We start from the raw sequence: 17,869 nt of genomic DNA, 5'->3' as shown, positions 1-17,869 counted from the left end.
AGGTGTCAACCTCAGTAGACAGCATGAATAAACCAACCGATGTGGCCCGTACCGTGACCGACGCAACTCCGATCAAAGTTCCCACGCTGCCCGATGCGCAGACCGTCACCGCCGTTCAGCACTATACAGACCGTCTGTTTTCCTTCCGTGTGACCCGGCCGCAGACCCTGCGGTTCCGGTCGGGCGAGTTCGTGATGATCGGCCTGATGGGCGATCCGGACCCGAAAACCGGCAAGCAGAAACCGCTGCTGCGGGCCTATTCCATCGCCTCCCCGTCCTGGGATGAGGAGCTGGAGTTCTACTCGATCAAGGTGCCCGACGGCCCGCTGACCTCGCGGCTGCAACATATCCAGCCCGGCGAAGAGATCATCCTGCGGCCTAAGCCCGTGGGCACGCTCGTCCATGACGCGCTGATCCCCGGCAAGCGGATCTGGTTCTTTGCCACGGGCACCGGCTTTGCGCCCTTTGCGAGCCTGCTGCGCGAGCCGCAGACCTACGAGGATTACGACGAGGTCATCATCACCCATACCTGCCGTGAGGCGGGCGAGCTGACCTATGGGCGCGAGCTGATCGAGGCCCTCAAGGAAGACGAGCTGCTGAACGAGGTGATCGGCGAGGGCTTCTGGAAGAAGATCAAATACTACCCGACCACCACCCGCGAAGAGAGCCCCAAGATGGGCCGGATCACCGACCTGATGAACTCGGGCGAGTGCTTCGAGGATCTGGATGTGCCGGTGCTCAGCCCCGAAACGGACCGGGCGATGATCTGCGGCAACCTCGCCTTCAACCTGGAGCTCAAGGCGATGCTGGAAAGCTACGGGCTCGAGGAAGGGGCAAACTCCAAGCCTGCCCATTACGTGGTCGAGAAGGCCTTCCTCGACTGAGCCTCTCCTCCATTCGAAACGCAAGAGCGCCCACCGACATGTTCGGTGGGCGTTCTTGTTTGCCCTCCCCGCACCCTATGCAAACCCCCGGCCTGCGGAGCTGCGTGTCCGTCGGGGCGATAGCGCGTCCGAGCGAAATCCACCGGATGCTGCGTATCTAGGCGCCTTGCTCTGGATGTTCGGCATCGCGCGACAACCGGCCCGCGGCGCGCGGCAATGCCTGCTCAGCGCTTGTGTTCGCCCTGCGCATTGCTAGACGGATCTCACACGAACCAAGGACGCCACCGCGATGACCAATCACAGCGCAGACCTCGCCAGAAAGGGCATGCTCGCCGACCCGGGCGATCACTTCAAAGGGCGGCACGAGGTGGAGTTAAAGTTCGAGGTGCCGGATCTGGCCCCGCTGCGCCGCCGGTTGGCGCAACTGTATGCGGTGCCCTTCGTGCTGGGAAATGAAGAGACCGATGTCTTTCTCGATCTCGGTGATGGACGGCTTGCCGCCAATGCCCAGACCCAGGTGCTGCGCGAGATGCGGCCCTCCGGGCGGGTGCTCTGGATCTCCAAGGGTCCGGCACCGGATGCCTGCCTGGCCATGGACCTTCCGGCCTTTGCACCCGCGCTGGCGATGCTGCAGTCGCTTGGTTTCGAGCAGACGCTGTCGATCACCAAACAGCGCGACATCTACTTTCTGGGCGCGCAGCATGTGACGCTGGACCGTGTTGAGGGGCTCGGCACCTTTGTCGAAGTCGCCGCGATGACCGATGACACCGAAGCGCTGGAGACGATGCGCCGGGATGTGCGCGCCGCCGCCCGGTCCCTCGGTCTGGAGGACGAGGCGCTGGTCACGCAGTCCTATCGCGCGCTGCAGCAGCATCCCGACTGAGGCGCGACGCCGGTTCCCGGATCCTCTGGACGCGGGCATTCCGGCCCATATCGCGCGCAGGACCCCGCCCCAGCTGCGAAACGCGCCCTGCATTACCCGCTTGATCGCGCGCCGCTTAGCGCTTACCTTCGCCCACTCAAACGGTGAACGATACAAGGACCAAACCGATAGCCCGCAGACCCCATAACGCTCCGCCGCAACGTGACACTGGCCCCCGCGTAAACGGGCGCATCCGCGCCCCTGAAATTCGACTGATTGATGCTGACGGTGAGAATGTCGGCGTGGTCAGCCCCCGCGAAGCCATGCGGATGGCCGAAGAGGCCGGTCTCGATCTGGTGGAGATCTCGCCAAACGCAAATCCGCCGGTCTGCAAGATCATGGATTTCGGCAAGTTCAAATACGAACAGCAGAAACGCGAGAGCGAAGCCCGCAAGAAGCAGAAGACCATCGAGGTCAAGGAAGTCAAATTCCGCCCGAACACCGACACGCATGACTACGAGGTCAAGATGCGCAACGTGTTCAAATTCCTCGAGAATGGCGACAAGGTGAAAGTCACCCTGCGCTTCCGGGGCCGCGAGATGGCACACCAGAATCTGGGCCGGGAACTTCTGGAACGGGTGGCCGAGGACACCAAGGAGACCGGCAAGGTCGAGAACATGCCCAAGATGGAAGGCCGTCAGATGGTCATGATGATCGGGCCGCTGACCAAGTAAGCCGCCCCTGATCGAGACGCAAAGCGCCGCCCCCCGAGGCGGCGTTTTTTATGGGCGCAAGGCGCGCGTGCTAGCCCACATCCGTGCGGCCCCGGCGGTCGAGCCGCAGGTTCGCATAGAGCACATGGTTCCGCCAGCGGCCCGCGATTTGCAGATAGCTTTGGGCGACGCCCTCATACTTGAACCCGCATTTCTCGAGCGCCCCGCGCGACGCGGTGTTTTCCGGCAGGCAGGCCGCCTCGATCCGGCTGAGATCCATTTCCTTCTGGGCGTAATGGGTCAGGGCCGTGATCGCCTCGCGCATGAACCCCTGCCGGGCATGGGGCGCGCCGATCCAGTAGCCCAGGGTCGCGGATTGGGCAGGCCCCCGTTTCACATTGTCCAGCGTGATCGCCCCCAGCAGGCGTTGCGTGCTCCGGTCAATCAGGAACAGCGGATAGGCCGTCCCCCCCTTGATCGAGCGGTTGGCCCAATAGACCCGATTGGTGAAGGACTTGCGGCTCAGATGGTCCGGCGACCATGTGGGCTCCCACGGGGTCAGGAACGCCCGGCTCGTATCGCGCAGGGCCGTCCAGTCCCGGAAATCGGCATGGACCGGCGGGCGGAGCGTCATGCGCTCCGTCTCGATCTTGACTGCCGGTCGTCGCAGGAGCATCAGGCGGCCAGCCGCTCCCGGATTGCATCGAGATCAGGCGCGGCATCGGCCGGACCATAGAGCGCCATGGCCACCTCCCCCTTCTCGCACAGGGCGGCGGCGTAATCCTTGACGTCGCCGGTGGTGACCGCGTCGATCCGCGCGATGGTCTCGTCGATGGGCGGGACCCGGTCCCAGATTCCGACCAGCCGGGCCAGACGTTCGGCCCGCGAGGACGGGCTTTCGAGCCCCATGAGCAGACCCGCCTTCATCTGCGCCCGGGCGCGCGCGACCTCATGGGTCGACATGTCTTCGGCGGCGCGCTGGATCTCGCGCAGGGTGATGTCCGACAATTCGGCGATCTGGCCTGCGGAGGTGCCCGCATAGATCGTGGTCATGCCCGTATCCGCATAGGCGCCGGGCTGGGCGAAGATGGAATAGCACAGGCCCCGCTTCTCGCGGATCTCCTGAAAGAGGCGCGAGGACATGCCCCCGCCGAGCGCCGTCGCATGGAGCTGCGCAGTGTAGATCGCCGGATCGCGATAGCCCGGTCCCGGCAGGGCCATGGCGAAATGCACCTGCTCCAGCGGCTTGATCACGCGCGCCTCGCCGCATGTAAAGGTCGCCGGCTGGGCCTCGGCTCGCCGCCCCTGCCCCATATCGCCAAAGAGCGCCTCGGCCTGCGCCACGAGGGCCGCATGGTCCACCGCACCCGCCGCCGAAAGGATCATCGTCTCGGGCCGGTAATGCTCGCCCACGAAATCATAGAAATCCTGCCGCGCAAAGCCCTGCACCCGGTCCGCCGGGCCGAGGATGGTGCGCCCCATGGGCTGGTCGGCAAAGGCCCGTTCCTGCAGCCAGTCGAAGACCACGTCATCGGGCGTGTCGAGGGCCTGACCGATCTCCTGCAGGATCACGCCCCGCTCCACCTCGATCTCGTTCGGATCGAAAATCGGGTTGCGCAGGATATCGGCGATCACATCCACCGCCAGCGCCACGTCCGGCTCAAGGATCCGGGCGTAATAGGCGGTCACCTCGCGCGAGGTATAGGCGTTGATATAGCCGCCCACATCCTCGATGGCCTCGGCGATGGCCAGGGTCGAGCGTTTCTCTGTGCCCTTGAAGGCCATGTGTTCGAGGAAATGGGCAATGCCATTCTGCTCGATCCGTTCATGGCGCCCTCCGGCGAGCACCCAGATCCCGACCGCTGCGGATTTCAACCCGGGCATATGCTCGGAGACGATGCGAAATCCGTTGGACAGCGTGGTCAGCTGGGTGTCCGTGTCAGGCGTCTGGGTCATGTCGTTATCCGCTCCCGGATCAGGGTCTGCAGCGCGGTCAGGTCGTTGGGAACCTCGGTGACCCGCTCGGATCGCTCATAGAGGGTTTCCATGCGCGGCGGAAGGGGGGGATGCACACCGGTGGCCGCCTCGACCGCCGCGGGGAACTTTGCGGGATGCGCCGTGGCCAGCGTCACCATGGGGGTTGCGGGCGCTGCAAGCTGCTCGGCCACATGGACGCCCACGGCGGAATGAGGGCAGAGCAGCTCGTTCATGGTGGCGCGCGCCCGGGTGATCGTCGCGGAGGTCTCCTCCTCCGAGGCGCGGCCCGAGGCGAACTCCTCGCGCAGACGCGACAGCGCCCCCTGGGACAGGGTGAAGCCGCCTGCGGTCTTGAGCTCGTCCATCAGTTGAGCAATCGCCGCCCCGTCCCGGTCATAGATATCAAAGAGCAGCCGTTCGAAATTCGAGCTGACCTGAATGTCCATGGACGGGCTGATCGAGGGGATCACCTCGTCGGTCTGGTAGGCCCCGGTTGTCAGGCAGCGGTGCAGGATGTCGTTCTGGTTGGTCGCAATCACCAGCTGTCCGATGGGCAGGCCCATTCGCTTGGCGATATAGCCCGCGAAGATGTCCCCGAAATTGCCCGTGGGCACGGTGAAGCTGATCTCGCGATCCGGCGCGCCCAGGCTGGTGGCCGCCGAGAAGTAATAGACGACCTGCGCCAGGACCCGTGCCCAGTTGATCGAGTTCACCCCTGCCAGCCGCACGCCATCGCGGAAATCGTGGTCGTTGAACATGTCCTTCAGCCGCGCCTGGCAATCGTCGAAATGCCCGTGCAGGGCCAGCGCGTGGACATTGTCCTCACTGGGGGTCGTCATCTGGCGGCGCTGCACCTCCGAGACCCGGCCATGGGGATAGAGGATGAACACATCCACCGCCGGAATGCCGCGGAACGCCTCGATGGCCGCCGAGCCGGTATCGCCCGAGGTGGCGCCCACGATGGTCACCCGGCTGCCCCGGCGCGCGAGCTCGCGCTGGAAGAGCTGCCCGATGAGCTGCATCGCGAAGTCCTTGAAGGCCAGCGTCGGACCGTGGAACAGCTCCAGCAGGAAGTGGTTCGGCCCGAGCTGCTTGAGCGGCGCGCGCGCATCATGGCCGAAGCCCGCATAGGCGGTGGCGATATCCGTGCGGAACTCTTCATCGGTGAAGCTGTCGCCGATAAAGGGGCGCATCACGCGAAAGGCGATCTCTTCATAGGACAGACCGGCCATGGCGCGGATCTCGTCCGGGCTCAGCGTCGGGACGGTCTCGGGCACGTATAGCCCCCCGTCACTGGCGAGCCCCGCCAGCATCGCCTCGTGAAAAGCCATCGCCGGGGCCTGCCCCCGGGTAGAGATATACCGCATCACCGTGCCTTACTCAGCCTCAGGGCTGTCGTTACGTCGTTCCGAGCGCCTCATACGCCACAGGAAATAGAGAGTCATCCCGAACCAGACCGCTGCGAGGGAAAACCACGTTACGGCGTATTCGAGATGGTCATTGGGGATCCCGCTGCTGTCCAGCGGATAGGGTGTCGCGAAAGGCGCAGGCTCGGAGGTGGCGCGCAGGATGAGCAGGACCGGCTCGGTGTTCAGGGTGGCGGCCAGGGCCGGCACCTCGCGGGCGAACCAGGTGTTGCTGGCGGCATCGGGCTCGGGGGTGAACCCGTCCACCTCATCGGGCCAGTGCAGGTTGCCCTGCAGTCGGGCCTCGGGGAAGTCGCGGAGGGTCTCCCGTCGGGCCACGGGCAGGAAGCCGCGATCGACCAGCACCCGGCGCCCCTCCTCCGTCTCGAAGACCGAGATCACCCGGTAGGCCGCGCCGATGCCCTTGGCGCTGGCCAGCACGTCGATCTCTTCGCCCGTATAGGTGCCGCGCAGTTCCACCGCGAGAAAGCGGTCCGCCTCCGGGTCCGGCGACGCCGGAAGCTCCACCGGCAGGTCGGCAATCCGGGCGTCGATCTCGGCGAGAAAGGCCTCTTTCTCGGCCAGCCGGTTCACCTGCCAATTGCCCAGCGCCAACAGGATCAGCGTGCCGATCACCCCAAACGCCAACGGAATGGCCATACGCCGCATCGGATTTCCTCACCCCCGGCCTGGATCACACGGGGCCGGTCGCCAAAAGAGAAACGGCCGGGACAAGTCCCGGCCGCACAAACAACTCAGAGCCGGGCGTCAGCCGCCCCAGACATAGACGGCTGCAAAGAGGAACAGCCAGACCACGTCCACGAAGTGCCAGTACCAGGCCGCCGCCTCGAAGCCGATATGCTTGTCGGCGGTGAAGTGGTCGCGCCGCACCCGCAGGTAGCAGACGAACAGGAAGATGGTCCCGATGATCACATGCGCGCCGTGGAAGCCCGTCGCCATGAAGAAGTTCGCGCCATAGATGTTGCCGGAGAAGCTGAAAGCTGCATGGCCATACTCATAGGCCTGGAAGGCGGTGAAGATCACGCCGAGGCCGATGGCCAGCAAGAGGCCCGTCTTCATGTCCTGCTTGTTGTCCTCATGGACCAGCGCGTGGTGCGCCCAGGTGGCGGCCGCGCCAGAGCAGAGCAGGATCAGCGTGTTGATCAGCGGCAGGTGCCAGGGATCAAAGGTCTCGATCCCGGCCGGCGGCCAGACACCATCGATGGCCGGGCTCATGCCACCGGGATCCATCGGGTAGAGCGCGTGCTTGAAGAAGCTCCAGAACCACGCCGCGAAGAACATGACCTCGGACATGATGAAGAAGATGAAGCCATAGCGCAGGCCGATGCGCACCACCGGGGTGTGGTCGCCCGCATGGCTCTCGCGGACCACCTCGGTCCACCAGCCGAACATGGTCACCAGCACGGTCAGAAGGCCCGCGATGAACATGAACGGAGGCATGCCCTTCATCCAGAGCGTGGCCCCGAACAGCATGATGAAGCCGCCAACCGCGCCGACAAAGGGCCAGACCGAAGGTGGCAGAATGTGATAATCGTGATTTTTTTCATGTGCCATAGGGGGCTCTCCTCAGGCAGGTCAGTTATAGCTCGTACGCGTCGGTGCCGGGGCGGCGTCGGGCGTCATGGCGGCGGTGTCCTCCACCCGCTCGGGCAGATCGATCTGGTAGAACGTGTAAGACAGGGTGATGTGGCTGTTTGCGGCGGCCTCGTCATCCTCGATGATCTCGGGATCCACGAAGAAGGTAACGGGCATGAGCACGGTCTCGCCGGGCTGCAGCACCTGCTCTTCGAAGCAGAAGCAGTCGATCTTGGTGAAATACCCGCCCGCATTGAAGGGCGCCACGTTGTAGCTGGCCGAACCGGCCACGGGCTCATCGGTGGGGTTGTGGGCCTCGTAGAAGGCCAGCCCGGTCTCGCCGATACGGATCTCGACCTCGTGCACCGTGGGCTTGAAGCTCCAAGGCATGTCACGCTCGAGCGACGCATCGAACTTGATCTTGATGGTCCGGTCCAGGATCACTTCCGACCCGGTCTCGGCGGTGTTCGTCGTGCCGCCAAACCCGGTGACACGGCAGAACCAGTCGTAGAACGGCACCGCGGCCCAGGCCAGCGCGCCCATGGTGACAACCACGCCGACCAGCTTGAGCGCGGTCTTGCCGTGGTTCGGCTGGGGGATCTGTGCGTCACTCATTCGACGCGCTCCACCAGAGCCGGGCGGGCGACGTGATCGAACCCTTCGACCGGGCCGTCCTCGGTCACCTTGGCAACCGTCAGACCGAACACGATGGCCGCAAACCCGATCAGCAGGCCCGCCACCCCGAAATTCCGTCCCGCGCGCCGCGTGTGCAGCTCGTGGTCTTTCCCGAATGACATGCCTTACCCTCCCATGGTCCAGAGCCCGCTGCGGGTGAGGATGCCCTCGACCAGCAGGGCCCCGAAATGCAGTGCCAGATACAGAAGCGAGAATTTGAAGAACTTTTTCTCGGTCGCGTAGTTATCCGCCTCGGCGGCGGTCTCGTCGCGGCGCCAGATGTCCAGCGCGCCCTTGAGGAAGATCGCGTTCAGAACCACGGCCGTCGCCAGATACAGCGGCCCGGCCACGGGGGTGAGCGCGAGGCCCAGCGCCACGGGGGCCAGCAGGATCGTATAGACGAGGATATGGGTCCGGGTGACCTTGCGGCCATGGGTGACCGTCAGCATCGGCACCCCCGCATTGTGGTAATCGGCCTTCATGAACAGCGCCAGCGCCCAGAAGTGGGGCGGCGTCCACATGAAGATCAGCGAGAACATCAGCACGGCCTCAACACTGATCGAGCCTGTGGCTGCGACCCAGCCGATCATCGGAGGGAAGGCACCCGCAGCGCCCCCGATCACGATGTTCTGCGGCGTCGAGCGTTTGAGCCACATTGAATAGACCACGGCGTAAAAGAAGATCGTGAAGGCCAGCAGCGCCGCCGCCAGCAGGTTCGTGGCCAGCGCCAGCATCACCACCGACAGACCCGAGAGCCCGAGGCCCAGGGCCAGCGCCTCACCGGCCTGCACCTTGCCCGCCGGGACGGGACGGCGCGCGGTTCGCTTCATGATGACGTCGATATCCGCGTCCCACCACATGTTCAGGGCCCCGGAAGCCCCTGCCCCGATGGCGATGAAAAGGATCGCGCAGAAGCCGACAATCGGGTTCACCGAAACCGGCGCGACCAGCAGGCCGACCAGCGCGGTGAACACCACGAGCGACATCACCCGCGGTTTCAGCAACGCGAAATAGTCTCCGAAACTGCCTTCGCCGCTCAGGGGGGCGGATCTGTCAAAGCTGGCGTCACTCATGGGTTCGAGTCATCCACTGGCATGTCATGAACCGGCCTGGGGGCCGGAGGACCGGGGCGCAGACCGCCCCGGCAGGAAGGATCAGCGCGCTGCGTACTCTACGCTGCGCGGCGTGCCGTTATACTCGGCGACAGCGGTCTCGAGCCACTCGGCATAGGCCTCTTTGCTGACGACTTTCACGGTGATCGGCATATAGGCATGGTCCTTGCCGCAAAGCTCGGAGCACTGACCAAAATAGATGCCTTCCTTCTCGGCAGAGAACCACAGCTCCGCGAGGCGGCCCGGAACACCGTCCTGCTTCACGCCGAAGGCCGGAATGGTCCAGGAGTGGATCACGTCCGCAGCGGTCACCTGGATCACGACAGTCGTGTCCACGGGGACGACAACGGCGGTGTCCGTGGCCAGCAGGTACTGCTCGTCCGAATAGCCGTATTCCTCAAGTGCGGCACGATCCAGCATGAAGCTTTCGAAGCCGAAATCATGCTCGGGATACTCGTAGCCCCAGTACCACTGGTAGCCGGTCGCCTTGATGGTGACCTCGGCTTCCGGGATCTCCTGCTGCTTGAACAGCACCGGCAGGGAGAACGCGCCGATGAAGACGAGGATCAGGATCGGCACCACGGTCCAGGTCACCTCGATCGGGGTGTTGTGGCTGAAGCGCGCCGGCGTCGGGTTCGCCTTGGCGTTGTGGCGGATGATCGTCCAGGCGATCAGCGCCGTCACGAAGAGCACGATCACGGTGATCAGCACCAGCAGCATGCCGTCGAGCCATTGCAGCTCGCGCGCCAGCTCGGTTGCGGCGGGCTGAAAGCCGACCCCACCGGGCAGCGGCTGGCCGATAATCTCCATGCCTTCGCGGTTATCTGCCAGGGCGGGCGCGCCAATTGCGGCCATCGCAGCCGCCAGAACGCCGGTGATCCGGGTCATGTTTGCCATTGGTCGTTTCCTGTCTTGTCGCGGCCGCTGCCGCTCCTATTGGTCTGGTCGATGCGCCTCAGCGCGCCAGCATCACGAGCAGCTGCTCTGGTATGCCGTTGTGTCCTGCATCCGTGTGAACCATATATGAATGGCCCAGACAAGAACCTGCCCTGCGTTCTCCTGTCGCGATTTGACATGGATCAAGGAAATCCTGCGATGCCTGACACTGCATTCCGACCTTTCGATACGGCACTGGATCGCGAGATCGCGCTGTCGATCCTGCGCGAAGCGGTGGCTGGCGCCGATGATGGCGAGCTTTTCCTCGAACGCCGGCGCTCCGAATCCCTGCTCTTAGACGATGGTCGTATCAAGACCGCGAATTACGACGCATCCGAGGGATTCGGCCTGCGTGCGGTGCGGGGCGAGACGGCGGGCTACGCCCATTCCACCGAGCTTTCGGAACAGGCCCTGCGCCGGGCCTCGACCACCGCGCGGCTGGCCGTGGGTGATGGCGGCGGCGTGATGGCCGCCCCGCCCCAGGCCACCAACCAGAAGCTCTATACCGATGAAAACCCGATGGACGGCGCCGCCTTCGGGGTCAAGATCGACACCCTGCGCGAAATCGATGCCTTTGCCCGCGCGCTCGATCCGCGTGTGGTGCAGGTTTCAGCCTCCCTCGCGGCCTCGATCCAGGAGGTCGAGATCCTGCGCCCCGAGGGGCATTGGGTCCGCGATGTCCGCCCCATGACCCGGCTCAACATCTCGGTCATCGTCGAGCAGGATGGCCGCCGCGAGAGCGGCTCGGCCGGGGGTGGCGGGCGCTACGGCCTGACCAGCCTGATGAGCGCCGATCATTGGCAGGACACCGCGCGCGAGGCGTTGCGGGTTGCCGTGGTGAACCTCTCGGCCGAGCCTGCGCCGGCGGGCGTGATGGATGTGGTGCTGGGCCCGGGCTGGCCGGGGATCCTGCTGCACGAGGCCGTGGGCCACGGGCTCGAAGGGGATTTCAACCGCAAGGAATCCTCGGCCTTTGCCGGGCTCATGGGCCAGCGCGTGGCCGCGCCCGGGGTCACCGTACTCGATGACGGCACCATCCCGGACCGGCGCGGCTCGCTCACAGTGGATGACGAGGGCACGCCCTCGGGCAAGACCGTGCTGATCGAGGATGGCATCCTTGTGGGCTACATGCAGGATCGCCAGAACGCCCGGCTCATGGGGGTGTCGCCCACCGGTAATGGACGGCGCGAAAGCTACGCCCATATCCCGATGCCCCGGATGACCAACACCTATATGCTGGGCGGTGATGCGGCCCCGGCGGATATCGTGGCGGACCTCAAGGATGGGATCTATGCGGTCGGCTTCGGCGGCGGTCAGGTGGATATCACCAGCGGCAAGTTCGTCTTCTCCTGCACCGAGGCCTACCGGGTTCGCAACGGCAAGGTCGGTGCGCCGGTCAAAGGCGCGACCCTGATCGGCGACGGTCCCACGGCCATGCAACAGGTGCGCGGAATCGGCAATGACATGGCCCTCGATCCGGGCATGGGCAATTGCGGCAAGGCGGGCCAATGGGTGCCTGTCGGGGTCGGCCAGCCGACCCTGATGATCGGCGGATTGACCGTCGGCGGCTCAGCTACCTGAGCCGCCGCGAGGCCCGGAATTCAATCGGGCGAAAAAGTGACTTTCAAAGCAGATTTTTGGAAAGTTTTTACTCAACGTTAAGATTCTTAAGGGCAATCTGTCTCCAGATCAGGCGGATGTCGGGTGCCTTGTGTCTCTGTCGACCCACCCACCCTCGCACCACCTCAGACTTGGGGCGCAGGCAACCCCTCCCGGCATTCGTCTGATCCAGTCTTCCCGTGAAACAGGCGTCGGGCAGACCATCTGCCAAGAGGACGCTTGAGCCATGGCCAAGGATATCGCACCGGATCAGCCGGTTCGCACGGATTACGCCGCCCCCACCTCTGTCGATGAAGCGCTGGACTGGCTGCAATTGCTGCGCAGCCCGCGGATCGGCCCGGTGACCTTCCACAAACTGCTGAGCGAACACGGCACGGCCCGCGCCGCGATGGAGGCATTGCCCCAGGTGACCGCGTCGGCTGGCCTGAAGGATTATCAGCTCATTCCTCGCGACCGGGTGGAACGGGAATATGCCGCCGGGCGCAAGAAGGGCGCGCGGCTCGCGGCCTTTGGCGGGGCGCTCTATTCGCCGGTGCTGGCGGAGATCGAGGATGCGCCGCCGCTCCTGTGGTGTCTCGGGGATCTCGACTTTCTCAAACGGCCCTGCCTCGCGCTTGTGGGCGCGCGCAATGCCTCTGCCCTGGGACAGCGGCTCGCCCGCGCCTTTGCCAAGGGGGTCGGGACGGAGGGGTTGCTGACCGTGTCCGGTCTCGCGCGCGGCATCGACACCGCGGTCCATGACGCCTCGCTCGAGACCGGGACGATAGCCGTCGTGGCCGGCGGGGTCGATGTCATCTACCCACAGGAAAACCTGAAACTTTACAAGCAGATCGCCCAGAAGGGCCTGATCGTGTCAGAGCAGCCCATGGGGATGCAGCCCCAGGCGCGGCACTTTCCCCGGCGCAACCGGCTGATCTCGGGCCTGTCCCGCGCCGTGGTCGTGGTCGAGGCGGCGATTAAGTCGGGTAGCCTGCTGACCGCGCGGGACGCGGCCGACCAAGGGCGCGAGGTGATGGCCGCGCCGGGCCACCCGTTCGACGGGCGCGCGGCAGGCTGCAACCAGCTTTTGCGCGAAGGCGCGACGCTGGTGCGCAATGCCGAGGACATTTTGCTGGCCCTGCCGCCCAGCCTGCCCCAGGGCCTTCTGCCGCTGGAGCCCCCCGAGACCGCGCCCCCCATGCCGCAAAAGACCCCGCCCATGGACGAGCTGCGGGGCCGGATCCTCGCCCATCTCGGCGCGGCTCCCCTGCCCGAGGATCAGGTCATCCGCGCCCTCGGCCTGCCCGCGGCACCGGTCAATGCCGCACTGGTCGAACTGGAGATGTCGGGCACGATTACCCGGGCGCCGGGCGGCTTTCTGAGCCTGCGGGGCTGAGCCTGACGGGCTGTGCTTTCGCGGCAGCGGACCGCCCATGCGACCCTTGCGCAGCCCGCCCGGCATTGACATTCATTCGCAAGCCTCCACATCTTGCGCGCAACCGCCCAGACCGAATTTTCAGGAAATCGCATGCCCGTTGTCGTCGTCGAGTCGCCCGCCAAGGCCAAGACAATCAACAAATATCTCGGGAACGACTACACCGTTCTGGCCTCTTATGGCCATGTGCGTGACCTGCCGCCCAAGGACGGATCGGTGGATACCGAGCACGGGTTCGAGATGCTCTGGGAGATCGCCAGCGACAGCAAGAAACACGTCAAGGCGATCGCCGATGCGCTCAAGGATGACGACACGCTGATCCTCGCGACCGACCCTGATCGCGAGGGCGAGGCGATCAGCTGGCACCTTCAGGAAGCGCTCACCAAGCGCAAGGCGATCAAGAAGACCACCGATGTCAGCCGCGTGGTGTTCAACGCCATCACCGAGACCGCCGTCACCGAGGCGATGAAAGCCCCGCGTGACGTGGATATGGAGCTGGTCGAGGCCTATCTCGCCCGCCGCGCGCTCGATTATCTCGTGGGGTTCAACCTCTCTCCCGTGCTCTGGCGGAAGCTGCCGGGCGCGAAATCGGCAGGCCGGGTGCAATCGGTCTGCCTGCGCCTGATCGTCGAGCGCGAGATGGAGATCGAGGTCTTCGATCCCAGAGAATACTGGTCCGTGCGGGCCGTGTTCGAAACGCCCCGCGGCCAGACCTACGAGGCGCGGCTCACATCGCTTGGCGGCAAGAAGCTCGACCGGTTCGATCTGGCCACGGCCGAGGCGGCCGAGCTCGCGGTGCAGGCCGTGACCTCCCGCAATCTCAGCGTGACCTCGGTCGAAGCCAAGCCGGGGACACGCAACCCCTCTGCCCCCTTCATGACCTCGACCCTGCAGCAGGAGGCGAGCCGAAAGTTCGGCTTCGGCGCGCGCCAGACCATGTCCACGGCGCAGCGGCTCTACGAGGCGGGCTACATTACTTATATGCGGACCGACGGGATCGACATGGCCCCAGAGGCGGTCACCGATGCCCGCGACACGATCAAGACCCGCTACGGCGCGGAATACCTGCCCGGCAGCCCGCGGATCTACAAGAACAAGGCCAAGAACGCCCAGGAAGCCCATGAATGCATCCGGCCCACCGAGATGGGCCGTGCGCCCGATGACCTCAAGGTCACCGAGCCGGATCAGCGCAAGCTCTATGACCTGATCTGGAAGCGGACCCTGGCGAGCCAGATGGCCGCCGCCAAGCTGGAACGGACCACGGTGGAGATCGGCGCGCCCGATGGCCAGGTCGAGCTGCGGGCCACCGGTCAGGTGATCGTGTTCGACGGTTTCATGAAGATCTATACCGAGGGCCAGGACGAGGACAGCACCAGCGATGACGACAAGCGCCTGCCCCAGATCACCCAGGGGGATGCGGCCCCGCTCCATACGGGCGGGCTGAACGGGGTTTTCGCCAAGGCGGGCGAAACCGGCGCCGAGGTGATCGAGGCCACCGCGCCCGGCGCGGGGATGCAGCGCAACGCGGGCGGCATCCTGTCGGAAAACGGCGCGGTCTTCGGACAGCAGCATTTCACCCAGCCCCCGCCCCGCTATACCGAGGCGACGCTGGTCAAGAAGATGGAAGAGCTCGGAATCGGGCGACCCTCAACCTATGCCTCCATCGTCACCACGATCCAGGATCGCGGCTATGTCATCAAGGACAAGAACCGGCTGAAGCCCGAGGACAAGGGCCGTCTGGTGACCGTGTTCCTGAGCAATTATTTCCGCAAATATGTCGGCTATGACTTCACCGCCGATCTGGAAAACCAGCTCGACGAGGTGTCCGCCGGAGATCGTAACTACAAGGACGTGCTCGACCGGTTCTGGCGCGACTTCTCGGCGGCCATTGCAGAAACTGCCGAGCTGCGGATCACCGATGTGCTCGAGAAGATCAACGAGGTTCTGGCCCCCCATCTCTTCCCGCCGCGCGAGGATGGCAGTCCGCCCCGGCAATGCCCGAATTGCGGCATGGGGCAGCTGTCGATGCGCACGGCGCGGTCGGGCGGGGCCTTTATCGGCTGCTCGAACTATCCCGAATGTCGCTACACGCGCCCCTTCGGCCCGCCGGGCATGGAGGAGGCCAGCTCGATCCCGCCCGAGGGCAAATTGCTGGGCGAGGATAATGGCGACGAGATCCGCGTCTTCAAGGGCCGGTTCGGACCTTACGTCCAGCGCGGCGCCGTGACCGAAGAGAACAAGAAGCCTCCGCGCCAGTCGATCCCCAAGGATTGGGCGCCCGAGGAGCTGGAGCTGGAGCGGGCGGTCATGCTGCTCTCCCTGCCCCGGCAGATCGGATTGCACCCGGAGGACGGCGTGCCGGTCTGGGCCAATATCGGTCGGTATGGGCCCTACCTCAAACACGCGGACAGCACGTCGAACCGGGGCGGCACCAACGCCAATCTCGAAGGGATCGACGAGGTCTGGACCGTTGGCATGAACCGCGCGGTGCAGCTGTTGGCGGAGAAGGTCGCCTCGCGCGGTGGCCGTGGCGCCGCCGCCAAACCCTTGCGGGAGTTGGGCGAGCATCCGGAGGCTGGCGGCCCGGTCAACATCATGAAGGGCAAATACGGGCCTTATGTGAAATGGGAAAAGGTCAACGCGACCATTCCCGACACGATCGAGCCCGATGACGTCACCATGGAAAAGGCGGTCGAGTTGATCGCAGAGCGTCTGGCCAAATCCGGAAAGAAGGCTCCGGCCAAGAAGAAGACCGCCAAGAAGCCCGCAGCCAAGAAGAAAACGACTACCAAGAAGGCATCTGCCAAGTAGCGCAGGGGCCTGTGGCCCACGCGTCAGCCCGAACGGACAGAATCCCCGATTCTGCCGGTCCGTCTGATTGACACTGCTGCCCTGCAGCGGCAGAACATGGGCAAGTTTTTCGAAGGATGCACCAATGCAGAAAATTTACGGGTCGGCCGCGGAAGCGCTCGATGGGCTCCTGTCTGACAACATGCTGATTGCTGCGGGGGGCTTTGGCCTCTGCGGGATCCCCGAACTTCTCATTGCGGCGGTCCGCGACAGCGGCATCAAGGGTCTGACCATTGCCAGCAACAATGCCGGCGTGGACGAGTTCGGGCTGGGACTGTTGTTGCAAACCAAGCAGGTGGCAAAGATGATGTCCTCCTATGTGGGGGAAAACGACCTCTTCATGCAGCAATACCTGTCCGGCGAGCTGGAGATCGAGTTCAACCCGCAAGGCACCTTGGCCGAGCGGATGCGGGCCGGTGGCTGCGGCATCCCGGGCTTTTACACCAAGACCGGCGTGGGCACCGTGATTGCCGAGGGCAAGGAGCACAAGGACTTCAACGGCGAGACCTACATCATGGAGGAAGGCATCTTTGCCGACCTGTCCATCGTGAAGGCGTGGAAGGCCGACGAGACCGGAAATCTTGTCTTTCGCAAGACGGCGCGCAATTTCAACCCACCCGCCGCAATGTGTGGTAAGGTCTGCGTTGTCGAGGTTGAGGAAATTGTGCCGACCGGTACGCTTGATCCGGATTCGATCCATCTTCCGGGCATTTACGTGCACCGCCTGATCCAGGGCGAGCACGAAAAGCGGATCGAACAACGGACAACGCGCGCCGCCTGAGGGGGGTAAACATGAAGCCACGCACACTGGGAACTGTTCTGGACGACCGCGAGGCCCTCGCGGGCTTTTCGCGTGCGCGTGTGGCCATGGTGCTGACGAATCCCAACATCCATGACAACCCGATCGTTTATGTGAACGACGCGTTTGAACGGGTGACGGGGTATTCGCGCACTGCGGCCATCGGACGGAACTGCCGGTTCCTGCAAGGCAGCATGACCGATGAGGCCGATGTGGCCAAGCTGCGCCGCGCCATCGAACGCGAGGAGGATGTCACGGTTGATATCCTCAACTACCGCGCCAGTGGCGAGCCGTTTCTGAACCGGCTGATCATCGCGCCGGTGAAGTCCGAGGACGGGCATTGCCACTATTTCATCGGCATTCAGAAGGCGATGTCGGACCGGGATATCGACAGCTCGACCCTGAGCATCGAAAAGCAGCTTAACGCGGTGCAGCGCCGGGTGCGTCAGGATCTGTCGATGCTGATCGACATCATCCGCGACCAGTCCAACAAGATGGGCTCCGAGGAAGGCTTCGCCGCCCTCGCCCGCCGGATCGAGTGTCTGCAGCTTCTTTATGAAGAGATGCGACTGGCCGATCGCGACGCCTATAAGGAAGGCATCAGCATGGGCAGCTTCCTGACCCGTGTGGCCAATGCCATCGCCCATTCGGACGGACGTCCGGGGGTGGCCTTCTCGATCGATGTGGGCCGGTTCGAGGCCTCGCTGGAAACCGCGACGCGCACCGGGCTGATTGTCTCCGAGGTGCTGACCAACGCGTTCCAGCATGCCTTTATCGGGCTTGATGCGGGCACGGTTCGGATGGAGGTGATCGCGCTGACCGAGGGCGGCTTCCGCGTGGTGGTCTCGGATGATGGCGTGGGCATTCCCAGCGACCTGCCGATCCCGAGCACGCAGACCTTGGGCGGGCGCATCGCCACCGAACTGATTGACAGTCTCGAAGGCACGCTGACCTATGTCCGCGGCGCGGCCGGGACAGTGGTAATTATTGACGTGCCTGCGGGTGCGTGACGACTAGAAAAGGAT

At 64.5% G+C, this 17,869-nt stretch carries 17 protein-coding genes; 8 read left to right on the top strand and 9 right to left on the bottom strand.

Going from position 1 to position 17,869, the window contains the following annotated elements:
- Window positions 1-23: 23 nt before the first annotated feature.
- The 3 genes from ACP15I_RS01980 (at window position 24) to infC (ending at window position 2,480) form a co-directional block, all read left to right on the top strand.
- Entirely contained in the window at window positions 24-884 is an 861-nt protein-coding gene (locus ACP15I_RS01980) for a ferredoxin--NADP reductase (RefSeq protein WP_424964641.1), read from the top strand.
- 289 nt (window positions 885-1,173) lie between these two features.
- Window positions 1,174-1,767 carry a class IV adenylate cyclase gene (locus ACP15I_RS01975; protein ID WP_424973687.1) on the top strand — a complete coding sequence of 198 codons (594 nt, stop codon included), beginning with the start codon at window positions 1,174-1,176 and terminating at the stop codon, window positions 1,765-1,767.
- Window positions 1,768-1,934: 167 nt separating this feature from the next.
- Window positions 1,935-2,480, top strand: coding sequence for a translation initiation factor IF-3 (infC, locus tag ACP15I_RS01970; RefSeq protein ID WP_424965409.1), 546 nt, complete (start codon window positions 1,935-1,937; stop codon window positions 2,478-2,480).
- 70 nt (window positions 2,481-2,550) lie between these two features.
- Here the strand turns inward: infC and ACP15I_RS01965 are convergent, their stop codons facing one another.
- The 9 genes from ACP15I_RS01965 to coxB form a co-directional block, all read right to left on the bottom strand.
- Complete coding sequence (locus tag ACP15I_RS01965; RefSeq protein ID WP_424964643.1) at window positions 2,551-3,135, bottom strand: GNAT family N-acetyltransferase; 585 nt, start codon at window positions 3,133-3,135, stop codon at window positions 2,551-2,553.
- Window positions 3,135-4,415, bottom strand: a complete 1,281-nt coding sequence (locus ACP15I_RS01960) for a M16 family metallopeptidase (RefSeq protein ID WP_424973686.1) — start codon at window positions 4,413-4,415, stop codon at window positions 3,135-3,137. Before ACP15I_RS01960 ends, ACP15I_RS01965 begins: the two co-directional genes overlap by 1 nt.
- Window positions 4,412-5,803, bottom strand: a complete 1,392-nt coding sequence (gene thrC, locus ACP15I_RS01955) for a threonine synthase (protein ID WP_424973685.1) — start codon at window positions 5,801-5,803, stop codon at window positions 4,412-4,414. The genes ACP15I_RS01960 and thrC overlap by 4 nt, the downstream gene beginning before the upstream one ends.
- A gap of 9 nt (window positions 5,804-5,812) precedes the next feature.
- A complete protein-coding gene (locus tag ACP15I_RS01950) occupies window positions 5,813-6,511 on the bottom strand; it encodes an SURF1 family protein (protein WP_424973684.1) in 699 nt (232 codons plus the stop codon).
- 99 nt (window positions 6,512-6,610) lie between these two features.
- A complete protein-coding gene (locus tag ACP15I_RS01945; protein ID WP_424964647.1) occupies window positions 6,611-7,417 on the bottom strand; it encodes a cytochrome c oxidase subunit 3 in 807 nt (268 codons plus the stop codon).
- A 21-nt stretch (window positions 7,418-7,438) separates the two neighbouring features.
- Window positions 7,439-8,053: a cytochrome c oxidase assembly protein gene (locus tag ACP15I_RS01940; RefSeq protein WP_424973683.1), complete on the bottom strand. Its 615-nt coding sequence runs from the start codon at window positions 8,051-8,053 to the stop codon at window positions 7,439-7,441.
- Window positions 8,050-8,235 (bottom strand): hypothetical protein, encoded by a 186-nt coding sequence (locus tag ACP15I_RS01935; RefSeq protein ID WP_424973682.1) that lies wholly within the window; start codon window positions 8,233-8,235, stop codon window positions 8,050-8,052. The genes ACP15I_RS01940 and ACP15I_RS01935 overlap by 4 nt, the downstream gene beginning before the upstream one ends.
- A 3-nt stretch (window positions 8,236-8,238) precedes the next feature.
- The gene (gene cyoE / locus ACP15I_RS01930; protein WP_424973681.1) at window positions 8,239-9,186 is read right to left on the bottom strand and encodes a heme o synthase; all 948 of its coding nucleotides are present in this window, start codon (window positions 9,184-9,186) and stop codon (window positions 8,239-8,241) included.
- Window positions 9,187-9,267: 81 nt separating this feature from the next.
- Entirely contained in the window at window positions 9,268-10,122 is an 855-nt protein-coding gene (coxB, locus tag ACP15I_RS01925; protein ID WP_424964651.1) for a cytochrome c oxidase subunit II, read from the bottom strand.
- Window positions 10,123-10,320: 198 nt separating this feature from the next.
- Here coxB and tldD point away from each other — a divergent pair, with 198 nt between their 5' ends.
- The 5 genes from tldD to ACP15I_RS01900 all read left to right on the top strand — a co-directional run bounded on the left by tldD (window position 10,321) and on the right by ACP15I_RS01900 (window position 17,854).
- Window positions 10,321-11,742: a metalloprotease TldD gene (gene tldD, locus ACP15I_RS01920; protein WP_424964652.1), complete on the top strand. Its 1,422-nt coding sequence runs from the start codon at window positions 10,321-10,323 to the stop codon at window positions 11,740-11,742.
- Between the two features lie 265 nt (window positions 11,743-12,007).
- Complete coding sequence (dprA, locus tag ACP15I_RS01915; RefSeq protein WP_424973679.1) at window positions 12,008-13,156, top strand: DNA-processing protein DprA; 1,149 nt, start codon at window positions 12,008-12,010, stop codon at window positions 13,154-13,156.
- Window positions 13,157-13,288: 132 nt separating this feature from the next.
- Window positions 13,289-16,006 carry a type I DNA topoisomerase gene (gene topA, locus ACP15I_RS01910; RefSeq protein WP_424973678.1) on the top strand — a complete coding sequence of 906 codons (2,718 nt, stop codon included), beginning with the start codon at window positions 13,289-13,291 and terminating at the stop codon, window positions 16,004-16,006.
- A gap of 124 nt (window positions 16,007-16,130) precedes the next feature.
- The gene (locus ACP15I_RS01905) at window positions 16,131-16,826 is read left to right on the top strand and encodes a CoA transferase subunit A (RefSeq protein ID WP_424965410.1); all 696 of its coding nucleotides are present in this window, start codon (window positions 16,131-16,133) and stop codon (window positions 16,824-16,826) included.
- Between the two features lie 11 nt (window positions 16,827-16,837).
- Window positions 16,838-17,854, top strand: a complete 1,017-nt coding sequence (locus ACP15I_RS01900) for a PAS domain-containing protein (RefSeq protein ID WP_424964655.1) — start codon at window positions 16,838-16,840, stop codon at window positions 17,852-17,854.
- Window positions 17,855-17,869: the final 15 nt, after the last annotated feature.

The sequence above is a fragment of the Dinoroseobacter sp. S124A genome, assembly GCF_049801015.1.
Taxonomy (GTDB): Bacteria; Pseudomonadota; Alphaproteobacteria; order Rhodobacterales; family Rhodobacteraceae; genus Dinoroseobacter.
The sequence above is the reverse complement of the archived record's forward strand: the minus strand, read 5'-3'. Positions and strand labels throughout refer to the sequence as shown.